12 protein-coding genes are annotated in these 14151 nt (G+C 67.2%); 6 read left to right on the top strand and 6 right to left on the bottom strand.

Annotated features, from left to right (window positions below; translation table 11 throughout):
* The first annotated feature begins 68 nt into the window (after positions 1–68).
* Both L0U83_RS09715 and L0U83_RS09710 read left to right on the top strand, forming a co-directional pair.
* On the top strand, positions 69–1058 hold the full coding sequence (locus L0U83_RS09715) for a 2-hydroxyacid dehydrogenase (protein ID WP_233882322.1): 990 nt from the start codon (positions 69–71) through the stop codon (positions 1056–1058).
* Positions 1055–2581, top strand: coding sequence for a DNA recombination protein RmuC (locus L0U83_RS09710; RefSeq protein WP_233882321.1), 1527 nt, complete (start codon positions 1055–1057; stop codon positions 2579–2581). Before L0U83_RS09715 ends, L0U83_RS09710 begins: the two co-directional genes overlap by 4 nt.
* A gap of 74 nt (positions 2582–2655) precedes the next feature.
* Here L0U83_RS09710 and L0U83_RS09705 read toward each other — a convergent pair whose 3' ends face one another.
* The 6 genes from L0U83_RS09705 to L0U83_RS09680 all read right to left on the bottom strand — a co-directional run bounded on the left by L0U83_RS09705 (position 2656) and on the right by L0U83_RS09680 (position 10076).
* Positions 2656–3153, bottom strand: a complete 498-nt coding sequence (locus L0U83_RS09705) for a GNAT family N-acetyltransferase (RefSeq protein ID WP_233882320.1) — start codon at positions 3151–3153, stop codon at positions 2656–2658.
* A complete protein-coding gene (locus L0U83_RS09700) occupies positions 3153–3428 on the bottom strand; it encodes a hypothetical protein (protein ID WP_028212919.1) in 276 nt (91 codons plus the stop codon). Before L0U83_RS09700 ends, L0U83_RS09705 begins: the two co-directional genes overlap by 1 nt.
* 66 nt (positions 3429–3494) lie before the next feature.
* Positions 3495–4799, bottom strand: coding sequence for a molybdopterin molybdotransferase MoeA (gene moeA / locus L0U83_RS09695; protein ID WP_233882319.1), 1305 nt, complete (start codon positions 4797–4799; stop codon positions 3495–3497).
* Positions 4800–4906: 107 nt separating this feature from the next.
* The gene (gene mobA / locus L0U83_RS09690; RefSeq protein WP_233883837.1) at positions 4907–5530 is read right to left on the bottom strand and encodes a molybdenum cofactor guanylyltransferase MobA; all 624 of its coding nucleotides are present in this window, start codon (positions 5528–5530) and stop codon (positions 4907–4909) included.
* 16 nt (positions 5531–5546) lie between these two features.
* Positions 5547–6668 (bottom strand): GTP 3',8-cyclase MoaA, encoded by a 1122-nt coding sequence (gene moaA, locus L0U83_RS09685; RefSeq protein WP_233882318.1) that lies wholly within the window; start codon positions 6666–6668, stop codon positions 5547–5549.
* Between the two features lie 162 nt (positions 6669–6830).
* The gene (locus L0U83_RS09680) at positions 6831–10076 is read right to left on the bottom strand and encodes an Rne/Rng family ribonuclease (protein ID WP_233882317.1); all 3246 of its coding nucleotides are present in this window, start codon (positions 10074–10076) and stop codon (positions 6831–6833) included.
* A gap of 854 nt (positions 10077–10930) precedes the next feature.
* Here L0U83_RS09680 and L0U83_RS09675 point away from each other — a divergent pair.
* Genes L0U83_RS09675 through L0U83_RS09660 form a run of 4 tightly spaced genes read left to right on the top strand, consistent with a single transcriptional unit; the run spans position 10931 to position 14131 of the window.
* On the top strand, positions 10931–11992 hold the full coding sequence (locus L0U83_RS09675; RefSeq protein WP_233882316.1) for an RluA family pseudouridine synthase: 1062 nt from the start codon (positions 10931–10933) through the stop codon (positions 11990–11992).
* A gap of 33 nt (positions 11993–12025) precedes the next feature.
* Entirely contained in the window at positions 12026–12685 is a 660-nt protein-coding gene (locus L0U83_RS09670; RefSeq protein ID WP_233882315.1) for an HAD-IIIA family hydrolase, read from the top strand.
* A complete protein-coding gene (locus L0U83_RS09665) occupies positions 12682–13086 on the top strand; it encodes a Rieske (2Fe-2S) protein (RefSeq protein WP_233882314.1) in 405 nt (134 codons plus the stop codon). Before L0U83_RS09670 ends, L0U83_RS09665 begins: the two co-directional genes overlap by 4 nt.
* A 40-nt stretch (positions 13087–13126) precedes the next feature.
* Positions 13127–14131, top strand: coding sequence for a S49 family peptidase (locus tag L0U83_RS09660; RefSeq protein WP_233882313.1), 1005 nt, complete (start codon positions 13127–13129; stop codon positions 14129–14131).
* Positions 14132–14151: the final 20 nt, after the last annotated feature.

The raw sequence follows: 14151 nt of genomic DNA, 5'->3' as shown, positions 1-14151 counted from the left end.
CGAGACTTCCCTGAGCGCCCCGTCACGCGCAACAATGACGGACAACGACTGAAGTGTGGAGAGCAACGATGCAAAAGATTCTCGTGGCGCGCCCGATCTTTCCCGACGTGATCGATCGGCTCAAGCTTTATTTCGACGTCGACTGGAATAACGGCGAGGCGCTTGCGCCCGAGGCGCTGCATCGGCGTCTCGCCGACAAGGACGGCGCGCTCACCGCTGGCGACCCGATCGGCGCCGCCGCGCTTGCCGCCGCGCCGCGCCTGCGCGTGGTGTCGAACATGGCCGTGGGCTACAACAACTTCGACATGGCCGCCTTCAACGCGCTCAACGTGCTTGGCACCAACACGCCCGACGTGCTCAACGAAACCACGGCCGACTTCGGCTGGGCGCTGATGATGGCGGCCGCGCGCCGCGTGACGGAGTCTGAACACTTCCTGCGCGCGGGCAAATGGGACAAGTGGTCGTTCGACGCGTTTCTCGGCTCGGACATTCATGGCGCCACGCTCGGCGTGATCGGCATGGGCCGTATCGGTCAGGCGCTCGCGCGCCGTGCGCAAGGTTTCAACATGCGTGTGGTCTATCACAACCGTTCGCGCGTCGCGCCGGAGATCGAGCGCGAGCTGAACGCCGAGTATCTGTCGAAGGAACACCTGCTCAAGCAGGCCGACCACGTCGTGCTCGTGCTGCCCTATACGGCGGAAAACCATCACACGATCGGCGCAACCGAACTCGCGCTGATGAAACCCACGGCCACGCTCACCAACATCGCGCGCGGCGGCATCGTCGACGACGCGGCGCTCGCGCACGCGCTGCGCACGCGCCAGATCGCGTCGGCGGCCCTCGACGTGTTCGAGGGCGAGCCGCGCGTGCATCCGGCGCTGCTCGAAGTGGAGAACGTCGTGCTCACGCCGCACATTGCGAGCGCGAGCGAAGCCACGCGCCGCGCCATGGCGAACCTCGCCGCCGACAACCTCATCGCCGCGCTCGGCGAGGGTCCGCGCGCAGGGCAGCCGCCTAACCCGATCAACCCCGCCGTGCTGGGGAAAGCGCGTACATGAGTGAGCTCGCAGTCATGTCGCTGGCGATCGTTGCGCTGGCGATCGCGTTCGTCGTGACGCTCGTCGCGTTGCTGCGCGCGCGTCACGGTCATGGCGAGGGCGATGCCGAAGCCACGCTCGACGCGCTCGATCAACTGAGCGATCGCCTCGCCGCCTCGACCGACACGCAGACACGCGCGGCTGAGCGCATCGAGCGCGAGTTGCGCAACGAGATCGCGCGCACCGCGCAGGCGTCGCGCAGTGAGTTCGGCGGCGGCTTCGCGCAGGTGCAGCAGGCGCTAGCGGCGCAGCTCGGCAGCATCGCGACGGTGCAGAACAGCCAGATCGACGGCTTCGCCCAGCAGCTCGCCAAACTCACTGCGGCAAATACGCAGCAGCTCGACGCCGTGCGCCAGAGCCTGCATCAGCAAGCCCAGTTGGCGCGCGACGAGCAGGGCGCCGCGCTGCGCCACTTCGGCGCGTTGCTCACGCAGCAGCTGGGGCAGCTCACCGAAGTCAACGACCGGCGCTTTGCCGAAGTGCGCGCGACGCTCGAACAGCGTCTGAAGGACATCGAAGCGAACAACGCGGCGAAGCTCGAGGAAATGCGCCGCACTGTCGACGAGAAGCTGCACGCGACGCTCGAGCAGCGTCTGGGCGAATCGTTCAAGCTCGTATCGGACCGGCTGGAGCAGGTCCATCGCGGGCTTGGCGAGATGCAGACGCTCGCAGCTGGCGTGGGCGACCTGAAGAAGGTGCTCACCAACGTGAAGACGCGCGGCACGTGGGGCGAGGTGCAGCTCGAAGCGTTGCTCGAACAGATGCTCACGCCCGACCAGTTCGCGAAGAACGTGGCGACGGTGCCGAAGAGCAGTGAGCGCGTGGAGTTCGCGATTCGTCTGCCTGGGCGTGGCGTTGGCGCGGCAGATCAAGGCGAGCCGGTCTGGCTGCCCATCGACGCGAAATTTCCACGCGAGGATTACGAGCGTCTCATCGACGCCCAGGAACGCGCGGACGTGCCCGCAATCGAGGAGGCGGGCCGTGCGCTGGAGCTGCGCATTCGCGCGGAGGCGCGCACCATCGCCGAGAAGTACGTCGCGCCGCCGCACACGACCGATTTCGCGTTGCTGTTCCTGCCGACCGAAGGGCTTTACGCGGAAATCCTGCGCCGCCCTGGTTTGACTGATGTGTTGCAGCGCGACTATCGCGTGAGCGTGGCGGGGCCGACTACACTCACGGCACTCCTCAACAGCCTTCAGATGGGTTTCCGCACGCTCGCGATCGAGCGTCGTTCGAGCGAGGTGTGGCAGGTACTCGGCGCGGTGAAGACGGAGTTCGGCAAATTCGGCGACGTGCTCGCGCGCACGAAGTCGCAGCTCGAAACGGTCACGCGTTCCATCGAGGCCGCGGAAGTGCGCACGCGTGCGATGAACCGCAAGCTGCGCGACGTCGAGGCGCTGCCGGGCGAGGCCGCCGCGAATCTCCTCGGCGATGCGCTGCGCAATGGTGAAGCCGGTGCCGAAGGAGGATTTGGCGACGAGTGAGGGCAACCTCCGCGCCAAAAGAGAACGGGCCGCCTGAACCAGGCGGCCCGTTTGCATTCGAACGTGCGCTGCGGTTACCCGAGCGCCGTGACGCCAGGCGCTGCGAGCTTTTCGAGTGCGTCGCCGGTCATGCGCACCACGCGCCAGTCGGGCAGCACGGTGGCGCCGAGCTTTTCATAGAAGCCGATCGCCGGCGTGTTCCAGTCGAGCACGGTCCATTCGAAGCGGGCGCAGCCACGTTCGACGGCAATCGCCGCGAGTGCGCGCAGCATCGCCGTGCCGAGGCCGGTGCCGCGTTGCGACGGCTGCACGTAGAGGTCTTCGAGATAAAGGCCGCGGCGGCTCAGGAACGTCGAGTAGTTGTGGAAGAAGAGCGCGTAGCCGACGATGCGGCCGGCGTCTTCGGCCACCAGTGCTTCGGCAGCGGGGCGCGCGCCGAACAGGGCGTCGGCGAGGCCATCGGCTGTGCCCGTGAACAGATGCGTGAGCTTTTCGAACTCGGCGAGTTCATACATCAGCGCGTGCATGGCGCCGACGTCGGCGGGCGTGGCGGCGCGGATCGTTGCGGCCATCACGCTTCCTCGGGCACGTCGGAGAGATGGATCTCGATGCCGCCGAAGCGCGAGGCCACCCAGTTGTACGCGTGGCAGGCAATCCACAGCAGGATGAAGCCGACGATCGCATTGAGCAGCAGCGCGCTGAAGATGGTCGAGAGTTCGACCGAGCCATAGCGCACGAACGCCACGAGCACGCCGAGCAACACGATAGGCACGCTGAAGGTCAGGTACACGAGGATGAGCGCCTTGGCGGTCTGGCCCGCAGCGATAAACGAGATCTGTTTTTTCATAGTAGTCGGTCCGTTATGCAGGTGTGGACGTGTGGATACGTTGATGGCCTCTGAGGCGCCGCCGCGCTAGACGAGTCCATCGAACAGCATGATGTCGACGGCGTCGCCGGCATCGAGATCGCCAGCTTCGTGGGCGAGCACGATGAAGCAGTTCGCCTCGCTCATCGTGCTGAGCGCGCCCGAGCTTTGCGAGCCGGTCGGCGTGACGCGCCACCGGCCGCTGACGTCGCGGCGGGCGAGGCCGCGCTGGAACTCGGTGCGGCCCGGGCGCTTCCTGATCGGCTGATCGCTCAATGCCGGCACGAGCGGTACGGGTTGCGCCTGCGCGCCCGCGATCGCCATGAGCGCGGGGCGCACGATCTGGTAGAACGAGACCATCGTTGCGACCGGGTTGCCTGGCAGGCCGAACAGGAGCGCCGCGCGGCCGGCGCCTGGGCGTCCGCCCGACCAGATGCGGCCGAACGCAAGCGGGCGGCCGGGGCGCATGGCGAGGCCCCAGAACGAGACGTCGCCGAGCGTTTGCAACTGGGTGCGCGTGAAATCGGCTTCGCCAACCGAGACGCCGCCGGAGGTTAGCACGACATCGGCGGTTTCGGCAGCGAGTTTCAGCGTGGCGGCCAGCGCCGCGGGATCGTCGCGCACGATGCCCAGGTCGATCGCCTCGACGTTCAGGCGCTGGAGCATCGCGCCGAGCGCGTAACGATTGCTGTCGTAGATGCAGCCTGGCTCGAGCGGTTCGCCCGGCGAGCGCAATTCGTCGCCGGTCGAGAAGTAGGCCACGCGCAGACGTTGCTTCACGTTCGCCTCGACGAGGCCGAGCGAGGCCAGCAAGCCAATATCGGAAGCGCGCAGCACGCGGCCCGCGGCGAGCGCGACGCCGCCACGCGCGAGATCCTCGCCCTTGCGGCGCGCATTCGCGCCACGCCTGACGATGTCCGCTTCGAAAGCGATGCTGTCGCCGTGCGCCGCTACATGCTCTTGCGGCACGACGGTGTCGCAGCCCGCGGGCATCGGCGCGCCGGTCATGATGCGTACGCACGCACCCATGCCGACTTCGCCCGGGTAGGCGTGACCGGCGAAGGCCTTGCCGCACACGGCGAGCGAGAGACGGTCACTGGCATTGGCCAGCGCCACGCCGTCGAACGCATAGCCGTCCATCGCGGCGTTGTCGTGCGCGGGGACGTCGATGGGCGAAATCACGTCTTCGGCCAGCACGCGCGCGAGCGCCTCACGTAGCGGCACGCGTTCGCTCGCCGCGAGCGGCGTCACCCACTGCAGCACGATGGCCTGTGCGGCGCTGACGGGCAAAGCTTGCGGATCGTACTGGCTGATGCACCCGGCGTTGCCGGAGGGATGGTTAAGCGTGGTCATCGAGTGAGGAAGCGTCGCATCCGCACGGCCTGTGCGGAGATCGTCCAGGCGGGCGTGCCGGCCGTGTGCCGGGGACGGCGACTGGCCGGGCGCCACCCGATTGCAATTCAGGCGCGTTCGAGTTCGGCCAGTTCCTGTAAGGAATTGATATTGTAAAACGCACGTTCATCGGCAAAGGCGACTTCGGCGGTCGTGTGGCGCGCGTACCACGCACGAACCTTGCGCTCGCCGGCAGCCAGAAAGGCGGAGAGGTCGTCGGCCAGCGAGCTGCGCACGAGTGCGAAGACGGGATGCAGCGAGACCTCGCCTTCGGCATTCGTCGTGGTCGCGGTCACGATGTCCGCGTGCTGAGCCAGCGCGGCATGGCCCAGGCGCTCGGCGAGATCGGCGGGCAGCCAGGGCGAGTCGCAGGGCGCCGTGAGGAGCCACTCGGTCTGCGCCGCGCGCAGTCCGGCGAGAAGCCCCGCGAGCGGGCCCGGGAAGTCGGGCAGCGTGTCGGCGAGCACGCTCGCTCGCCATGGCGCGCCGAGTGCCGCGTAGGCCTCGCCGTTGCGGTTCGCGCTGATCGCGAGGGCGCCCACCTGCGGCGCGAGGCGGGCTAGAACGTGGGCCGCGAGGGGTTGGCCGTGCAGCATCTGCAGACCTTTGTCCGCGCCGCCCATGCGCTGGCCGCGGCCGCCCGCGAGTACGAGGCCTGTGATCGATCCGGTGGAAATGGCGCTGGCGCTCATCGGCGTCATTGGCTTCTCAGCCGCCGATGTAGGACATTTCGATGCGCCGTTCTTCGGGGGAACCCGGTGCCTGCGCGCTCCCTCGCAGTTGCGAGTAGCGGTCGGCACGGCCTTCCCACACCTGCGCGATTGCGCCGGAGATCGCCGTATCGGTGGCGCCGTTGCGCAGCAGCGCGCGCAGGTCGTAGCCCATCGAGGCAAACAGGCACAGGTACAGCTTGCCTTCGGTCGAAAGGCGCGCGCGGGTGCAGTCGCCGCAGAATGCGCGAGTCACGCTCGAGATCGCGCCGATTTCGCCCGCGCCGTCCGCGTAGCCCCAGCGTTGCGCCGTTTCGGCCGCATTGTGAGGCTCGAGCGGCACGAGCGGCCAGTGCTCGGCGATACGCGCGACAACCTCGGCCGATGGCAGCACTTCGGCCATGTTCCAGCCGTTCGAGGTGCCCACGTCCATGTACTCGATGAAGCGAAGCGTCACGCCCGTGCCGCGGAAATGCCGCGCAAGCGGCACGATCTCGCCGTCGTTCGTGCCGCGCTTGACGACCATGTTGACCTTGATCGGCGCGAGGCCCACGGCTTGTGCCGCCGCGATGCCGTCGAGCACGTCGGCCACCGCGAAGTCGGCGTCGTTCATGCGGCGGAAGAGGGCGTCGTCGAGGGCGTCGAGGCTCACCGTCACGCGTGTGAGGCCCGCGTCGCGCAGCGCGCGCGCCTTGCGGGCAAGCAGAGAGCCGTTGGTGGTGAGCGTGATGTCGAGCGCCTCGCCTTCGGGCGTGCGCAGCGCGGCGAGGCGCTCGATCAGGAATTCGATGTTCTTGCGCAGCAGCGGCTCACCGCCCGTGAGGCGGATCTTGGTGACACCGTGAGCGACGAAAAGCCGCGCGAGCCGCTCGATTTCTTCGAGCGAAAGCAGCGCGGAATGGGGCAAAAACGGGTAGTCCTTGTCGAACACGGCACGCGGCATGCAGTACACGCAGCGGAAGTTGCAGCGGTCCGTGACCGAGATGCGCAGGTCGCGCAGGGGTCTGGCAAGCGCGTCGAAGACCGCGCCAGAGGGCGCGCGCACTGTCCCCGCGGCTTGCCGGGGCAGCTCCGGCGGCAGCGATCGAACATCGGCAACGGGGATGATGCGTCGTGTCATGGTCTCTTCGTTCTCGCGTTGCTTCGATTCTAGCCGAACCTGCGCGCCCCGACAGACGAGGGAGAACGCTGATATATCAAAAAAAAGCCCGCCGGGAGGGGCGGGCTTTTCGGGGCGCGCCGGACTCGAGGCCCGGCGCGCGACCAGTTGCGCGTGCTGTGCTTACGGCTGGCGCGTGGTTTCGACCTGCTGCATCGGCGCGCTGTCGACCGGCGGCAGCGGCTTGCGCTCGCGCGGCGCGCGTGCGGGCTTCACCAGTTGCGCGGCGGCTTGCTGGGCGGCACGCAGCTTGTCGGCGTCGGTATTGACCCAGACGAGGCCTGACGATTCCAGCATCGGGCGCAGCGTGTCCGCGGCGGCCGGAGCCGACGAGGGCGCCTGCGCTGCCACCGGGGCCGGACGCTGTGCGGCCGGCTCGGGGATCGCGACGACCGCCGGAGCAGCGGCTACCGCTTCTTGCGCCGGCTCCGGTTGTGCGGCGGGCGCTGCCGCCGGCACTTCGGTCTGCGGCGCTTCGACGCGGTCTTCACGCACGACAGGCGCAGTTTCGGCCTGGACCGGCTCGGCCAGGGCTGCCGGCGCGACCTGCTCGTCTGCTGCCGCAGGCGCCACAGGAGCGGCAGGCGCTGCCGGTGCTGCCGGTGCTGCCGGTGCTGCGGGTTCCTCTGCCTTCGGCTCGATCACGGGCGCGGTTTCCACGCTCATCGGTTCGGCTTCGGCGGGTGCCGGAGCTTGCTCTGCAGCAGGCGCTACGGTTTCGACCGGCGTAGTCGTCACAGCGGCGGCGGGCACGTGCCCGGCTTCGGCGACGACGGCTGCGGCCGGCAGTGCGGTCACAACAGTCTCAACGACAGCCTCAGTGCGCGCTTCCACGGCCGGTGCTTCATGCACTTGCGCGGCAACGGCAGGCTGCTCGATGGCCGGTTGAGCCGGTGCGGCTTCCTCTTCGCCTTCCGGTGCTTCCGCGCCGGTCGTGAGGCCTGCTGCATCCGTCTCGCGCTCGCGACGACCACCACGGCGGCCACGACGACGACGACGGCGTTCTTCGCCTTCACGCGGTGCGCCATCTTCATCGACACCCGCGCTCACACCATCGGGCAGTTCTTCAGTCTGCGGCGCTTCGATACCTGCCGATGCGGCGTCAAGACGCTCTTCCTGGGCTTCCGCGGCCTCGGATTGCTGACGGCGACGCTGTTCATTGCGCTCGCCGCGCTCGCCGCGTTCACCACGTTCGCGGCGCTCGCCGCGTGCGGCGCCGGCTTCCGCCGTCACATCGCTACGTTCCTGGCCGCGCTCGACGCGCTCGATGCGCTGTTCGCGTTCGGCACGTGCTTCGCGGGGTTCACGCGGTTCACGTTGCTCACGCGGTTCGCGTTGCTCTCGTTGTTCACGCGGCTCGCGTGGTTCACGGGCGCCACGGCCTTCGCGTGCTTCACGCGGTTCGCGTTGCTCGCGCGGTTCGCGCTCCTCGCGGCGTCCAGCCTGCTGACCGGTGCGTGCGCCGCCTGCGCCTGCGCCTTCGCCGCGGCCTGCCGCGTCGCGGCCGCCGGTGCGGCGATTGCGGTTGCGCTCGCCGCCGCTCTTCTCACCGCGCTCGGTACGCGCTTCGCGGGTCGGACGGGCGGTTTTTTCGGGTTGAGCCGCCGGTGCCGGTGCCGGTGTCGCAGCCGGTTCGCCGCCGAAGAGGCGCTTGATCCAGCCGAAGAAGCCGCCGCCCGCTGGCGTGACGGCCACCTGCGCTGCGACGGGCGCGGCTTCGGTGGCCTTGACCGGTGCGCTCGGCGCCGGACGCTCCGGCGTGATGCCCTTCACCGCGGCTTCCTGCTTCGGCTTGGCTTCTGCGGTGCGCTTGCTGTAGCCGGTTTCCGACTCGAGTTCGCGAGCCGCTTCCTCGGCCATCTTCCACGAAGCGCGCGGGTCGTCGAGGCGTGCATCGTCGTGACGCAGGCGTTCGAGCTTGTAGTGCGGCGTTTCGAGGTGCTTGTTCGGGATCAGAACGACCGCAACCTTGAAGCGCGACTCGATCTTGTTGATTTCCGAGCGCTTCTCGTTGAGCAGGAAGGCGGTCACTTCGACCGGCACCTGGCAATGAATTGCCGCGGTGTTTTCCTTCATCGCCTCTTCCTGGATGATGCGCAGGACCTGGAGCGCCGACGATTCCGTATCGCGGATATGACCCGTGCCGTTACAGCGCGGGCAGGTGACGTGGCTGCCTTCCGAGAGGGCGGGGCGCAGGCGCTGGCGCGACAGTTCCATCAGGCCGAAGCGCGAGATCTTGCCCATCTGCACGCGCGCGCGGTCGTGGCGCAGCGCGTCCTTCAGGCGCTGCTCGACTTCGCGCTGGCTCTTGGCCGACTCCATGTCGATGAAGTCGATCACGATCAGGCCGCCGAGGTCGCGCAGACGCAACTGGCGCGCCACTTCGTCGGCGGCTTCCAGGTTGGTGCGTGCGGCGGTTTCCTCGATGTCGGCGCCCTTGGTGGCGCGCGCCGAGTTCACGTCGATGGCGACGAGCGCCTCGGTGTGGTCGATCACGATCGCGCCGCCCGAGGGCAGCGGCACCGTGCGCGAGTACGCCGTCTCGATCTGGTGCTCGATCTGAAAACGCGAGAAAAGCGGCACGTCGTCGTGATACCGCTTCACCTTATTGACATTGTCCGGCATCACGATATCCATGAAGGCGCGTGCCTGGTCATGGATTTCAGTGGTGTCGATGAGGATTTCGCCGATGTCCGGCTGGAAGTAGTCGCGGATCGCGCGAATGACGAGGCTCGATTCCAGGTAGATCAGCATGGGCTGACCGGACTGGCCGGCCTGCGACGCGGCTTCGATGGCGCGCCAGAGTTGCAGCAGGTAGTTCAGGTCCCACTGGAGCTCTTCGGCGGAGCGGCCGATGCCGGCCGTGCGCGCGATGATGCTCATGCCGTCCGGCAGTTGCAGCTGCGCCATGGTTTCGCGCAGTTCCTGACGGTCGTCACCCTCGATGCGGCGCGACACGCCGCCGCCGCGCGGGTTGTTCGGCATGAGGACGAGGTAGCGGCCGGCGAGCGAGATGAACGTGGTGAGGGCGGCGCCCTTGTTGCCGCGTTCTTCCTTCTCGACCTGGACGATCAGTTCCTGGCCTTCCTTGAGGGCGTCCTGGATGCGCGCGCCGCGCATGTCGATGCCTTCGCGGAAGTACTGGCGGGCGACTTCCTTGAACGGCAGGAAGCCGTGGCGGTCTTCGCCGTAGTTGACGAAGCACGCTTCGAGCGAAGGCTCGATGCGGGTGACGATCCCCTTGTAGATATTGCCTTTGCGCTGTTCGCGCCCGGCGGTTTCGATGTCGATGTCGATGAGCTTCTGTCCATCGACGATGGCGACACGCAGTTCTTCCTGCTGTGTCGCGTTGAACAGCATTCGTTTCATTGAACGACTCCAGTGCGCTCACGCGCGAGCCGCACGGTGCGCGGCGGCGACGCCAGGCAGCACGGTGCGGGCAGCGGTGAGCCGCGCCTTATTGTGTTGTCACAAGCACGCTGGAGCGGGAACGATGGCGGGGAGAATTGCCTTTTCTGGGCGCCGGTCCGGCGTTGAGTTGCCGTGGACGGGGCCGCGTGGGCACATGCGAAATACGTCTTCAAGAAGCGAAGAGACATGCCGCGGGTTCGCGACGGCAACGTTTTTCTGCGCTTCCAATCCACCTGCCTGCCGTGGCCATGATCATGCAGATGGTTTTGCCCATCGCACTGGCCGTGACAGATGCCAGCCGCAGCGGCGAACCGCGCGCGCTTGCAACTGGATCAGGTTCGCGGCCTCAGGATTCAATCAGGGCCGCGCACGGGAAGCTTTTCAGGAACGCCCGCCTTCCCCCTCGGGGTGTCTCTCCACTTTTGACGTCGCCGTGTCCCGCACATTGCCGGGACGCTTCGGGCGCTCGCCGTATTTTCGCCACCAGCGCCTCCTTCTGCGGTCACTTCGACCGCGCGACGGGACGCGCCGGATAAATTCTTTATACCAATGTTCCGTTACCGTCGGAGCCGCTCCTGACCGAACGTGCCTGTGGGCGCCGTCCCTGCCGGAGTGGTAATCCGTGCGTGCAACTCGTTGCTTCTCATCAAGCGGGGTGAGCAACCAGCCCCGGGCGCAAGTAAAATAACGGTTTATCGCTTGCAGCCTGCGCTCGCCGCGTGGTCCGAGTCCAGGATAACCCTCTTGGGGTTCGCAGGACATTTGGCCGTATGGCCTACCGTTGCGTCGGCGCTGGGCAAATTATATTCAGAATGAAAGGCTTAGGCAAAATATCCCAGAATCAGGTCGCAAGCGACCAGGTTTCGTTCGTCGAAATCGACGAGGGCGCGGCCGGTCAGCGCATCGACAATTTTCTCTTGCGCGTCTGCAAAGGCGTGCCGAAGAGCCACATCTATCGTATTTTGCGCAGCGGGGAAGTGCGCGTTAATAAGGGGCGGGTCGACGCGCAATATCGGCTCGCAGAAGGCGACATCGTGCGCGTGCCGCCCATCCGCACATCGCAATCGAGCGCGCCGGCTGGTGCCGCGCCTGTCCCGGCGGCCCAGTTTCCGATCATCTACGAGGACGACGCGCTGCTCGTCATCGACAAGCCCGCCGGCGTGGCCGTGCACGGCGGCAGCGGCGTGGCGTTCGGCGTGATCGAGCAGTTGCGCGAAGCGCGCCCGCAGGGCAAGTTTCTCGAACTGGTCCATCGGCTAGACCGCGAAACTTCGGGCGTGCTCATGCTTGCGAAGAAGCGCGCCGCGCTCGTCGGCCTGCATGCGCAGATGCGCGACAACCAGACCGACAAGCGCTATTTCGCCTGCGTCCACGGCGAATGGGCGAGCGACTGGGGCCGCCGGCGCGCCGTGAAGGAGCCGCTTCATAAGTATCTGACCCCGGAAGGCGAGCGCCGCGTGCGCGTGCAACCGGACGGTTTGCCCTCACATACGGTCTTCAATCTCGTCGAGCGCTGGCCGGGTTACGCGCTGCTGGAAGCTGAGTTGAAGACGGGCCGCACGCACCAGATTCGCGTGCACCTCGCTCACCTCGGGCTGCCGATCGTCGGCGACGCCAAGTACGGCGACTTCGCGCTCAACAAGGAACTCGCGCGCACGGGTGCGCGTCCGGGCATCAAGCGCATGTTTTTGCATGCGCACCGGTTGAAGCTTGTTCACCCGATTACGGGCGCCCCGTTGCAGTTCGAGGCGCCGTTGCCGTCGGATTGCCGCGGCTTCGTCGACGCGCTGCGCGCGCAGCGCGAGGGCGGCGCTGGCGAAGACGCCACCGCCCGGCCTGACGCGGCGCGACCTGACGCGGCCCGTCCCGAATGACACCGAATCTGACAGCGTTTGGAGAAGTCCTGCATGGCTCGAGAATTATTTGACCTGATTGTGTTCGACTGGGACGGCACCCTGATGGACTCAACCGCCCATATCACGCGCAGCATCCAGGCGGCGTGCCGCGACCTCGGCCTGCCCGTGCCCGGCGACGAGGCGGCGAGCTATGTGATCGGCCTCGGCCTGCGCGAGGCGCTGCAGATTGCCGCGCCCACGCTCGATCCGGCCGACTACCCGCGGCTCGTGGAGCGTTACCGCATCCATTATTTGCTGAAGGACCAGCAGACCGAACTGTTCGCAGGCGTGCGCGAGATGCTCACGGAACTGCGCGACACCGGCTACCTGCTCGCCGTAGCGACGGGCAAGAGTCGGGTGGGGCTGAATCGCGCGCTGGCGGATTCGCGGCTCACCAGCCTCTTCGACGGCACCCGCTGCGCCGACGAAACCTTCTCGAAGCCGCATCCAGCCATGCTTCAGGAGCTCACGCGTGAATTGGGGCAGGATCTCGGTCGCACGGTGATGGTCGGCGACACGACGCACGACCTGCAGATGGCGATCAATGCGGGCGCGGCGGCCATTGGCGTGGCGTATGGCGCGCATGCGCCCGGCGCGCTCGAAAAGCTCGAGCCGCGCTTCGTCGCGCAAGACGTGGCCGCGCTGGCGGGCTGGCTGCGGGAGAACGCATGAGCGCGGCGCCGCAGGCTCCGACGCCCGAGCCGGTGCGCGTGTGCGCGGCCGACGAACTCGCCGAGGGCGGCGAGGGGCGGCGCATGAACGCGAGCTACGCGGGCGGCGACGCCGTGGTGTTCTTCGTGCGCTATGGCGGCGAGGTGTACGGCTACCTGAACCGTTGCGCGCACGTCCCGATGGAACTCGACTGGGTCGAGGGCCAGTTCTTCGAATCGTCGGGGCTCTATCTGATGTGCGCCACGCACGGCGCGATCTACCAGCCCGACACGGGCAAGTGCGTGGGCGGCCCATGCCGCGGCGGCCGTTTGCGCCCCGTGCAAGTCGAGGAACGCGACACGCCAGAGGGCCGTGCGGTATTCTGGCTGCCGGACGACGCTTTGCGTCCGACCCCAACCTGACCCGTGATCTTCGACCCCTTTCGACCCGTTACCCGCTCGCATGTCCGACAATCCGACCCCTGATTCGAACGAAGCACCCCGCGCGCCTTCGTCAGACCGCGGCGCGTCCGCGCCTGGCTGGGAGCGCGAGGCGCTCGAACGCATCGCGCTCGCGGCGATCACCGAACAGCGCGCGGCGCGGCGCTGGCGCATCTTCTTTCGCTTCGCGTTTCTCGCCGTGTTCGTGGTGATCGCGTGGGCGATCCTCGATCTTTCAGGCGCGCGCGTGGAAAGCGAAGGGCGTCATACGGCGCTCGTTTCGCTCGACGGCGAGATCGGCTCCGACACTTCGGCGAATGCCGAGGACATCATCAGCGCGCTGGACAGTGCCTTCGACGACGACGGCACCGCGGGCGTGATCCTGCACATCGACAGCCCCGGTGGCAGCCCGGTGCAGGCCGGCATCATCAACGACGAGATTCACCGTCTGCGCACGAAGTACCCGGCCATCCCGCTGTATGTGGTGGTGGGCGATATGTGCGCGTCGGGGGGCTACTACGTCGCGGCCGCTGCCGACAAGATCTACGTCAACAAGGCGAGCATCGTGGGCTCGATCGGCGTGCTGATGGACGGTTTCGGCTTTACCGGACTCATGGACAAGCTCGGTATTCAGCGGCGCCTGCGCACCTCCGGCGAAAACAAGGGCTTCTTCGATCCCTTCTCCCCCGACACGCCGAAAATGGACGCGCATGCCCAGGAGATGCTCGACCAGATCCACCAGCAGTTCATCGACGCCGTGAAGGCGGGCCGCGGCAAGCGCCTGAAGGACTCGGCGGATATTTTCACGGGGCTGTTCTGGACCGGGCAGAAGAGTGTGGAACTCGGTCTTGCCGATGGCTACGGCGACACCGACTACGTGGCGCGCGAAGTCATCAAGGCGCCGGATGTCGTCGATTACACGGTCAAGCAGAGCCTCACCGATCGCGTGGCGAAGCGCGTGGGCGCGAACATCGGCTCGGCGGCAATGCATTCGCTGCTGATGGGTGGCAAGCTGTCGGTGCACTGAGCGCTGGCGGCACTTCAGCT

Origin of the sequence: Paraburkholderia flagellata (genome assembly GCF_021390645.1) — a bacterium.
In the GTDB taxonomy this organism is placed as follows: domain Bacteria; phylum Pseudomonadota; class Gammaproteobacteria; order Burkholderiales; family Burkholderiaceae; genus Paraburkholderia; species Paraburkholderia flagellata.
This window is presented reverse-complemented; position numbering and strand designations above follow the sequence as displayed.

What these genes read in the sequence shown, in the direction of transcription:
- L0U83_RS09670 (WP_233882315.1), top strand. Translation starts at nt 12,026, where the DNA reads ATGGCTCGAGAATTATTTGACCTGATTGTGTTCGACTGGGACGGCACC.
- L0U83_RS09675 (WP_233882316.1), top strand. Translation starts at nt 10,931, where the DNA reads ATGAAAGGCTTAGGCAAAATATCCCAGAATCAGGTCGCAAGCGACCAG.
- L0U83_RS09665 (WP_233882314.1), top strand. Translation starts at nt 12,682, where the DNA reads ATGAGCGCGGCGCCGCAGGCTCCGACGCCCGAGCCGGTGCGCGTGTGC.
- L0U83_RS09705 (WP_233882320.1), bottom strand. Translation starts at nt 3,153, where the DNA reads ATGGCCGCAACGATCCGCGCCGCCACGCCCGCCGACGTCGGCGCCATG.
- L0U83_RS09710 (WP_233882321.1), top strand. Translation starts at nt 1,055, where the DNA reads ATGAGTGAGCTCGCAGTCATGTCGCTGGCGATCGTTGCGCTGGCGATC.
- mobA (WP_233883837.1), bottom strand. Translation starts at nt 5,530, where the DNA reads ATGAGCGCCAGCGCCATTTCCACCGGATCGATCACAGGCCTCGTACTC.
- moaA (WP_233882318.1), bottom strand. Translation starts at nt 6,668, where the DNA reads ATGACACGACGCATCATCCCCGTTGCCGATGTTCGATCGCTGCCGCCG.
- L0U83_RS09700 (WP_028212919.1), bottom strand. Translation starts at nt 3,428, where the DNA reads ATGAAAAAACAGATCTCGTTTATCGCTGCGGGCCAGACCGCCAAGGCG.
- moeA (WP_233882319.1), bottom strand. Translation starts at nt 4,799, where the DNA reads ATGACCACGCTTAACCATCCCTCCGGCAACGCCGGGTGCATCAGCCAG.
- L0U83_RS09660 (WP_233882313.1), top strand. Translation starts at nt 13,127, where the DNA reads ATGTCCGACAATCCGACCCCTGATTCGAACGAAGCACCCCGCGCGCCT.
- L0U83_RS09680 (WP_233882317.1), bottom strand. Translation starts at nt 10,076, where the DNA reads ATGAAACGAATGCTGTTCAACGCGACACAGCAGGAAGAACTGCGTGTC.
- L0U83_RS09715 (WP_233882322.1), top strand. Translation starts at nt 69, where the DNA reads ATGCAAAAGATTCTCGTGGCGCGCCCGATCTTTCCCGACGTGATCGAT.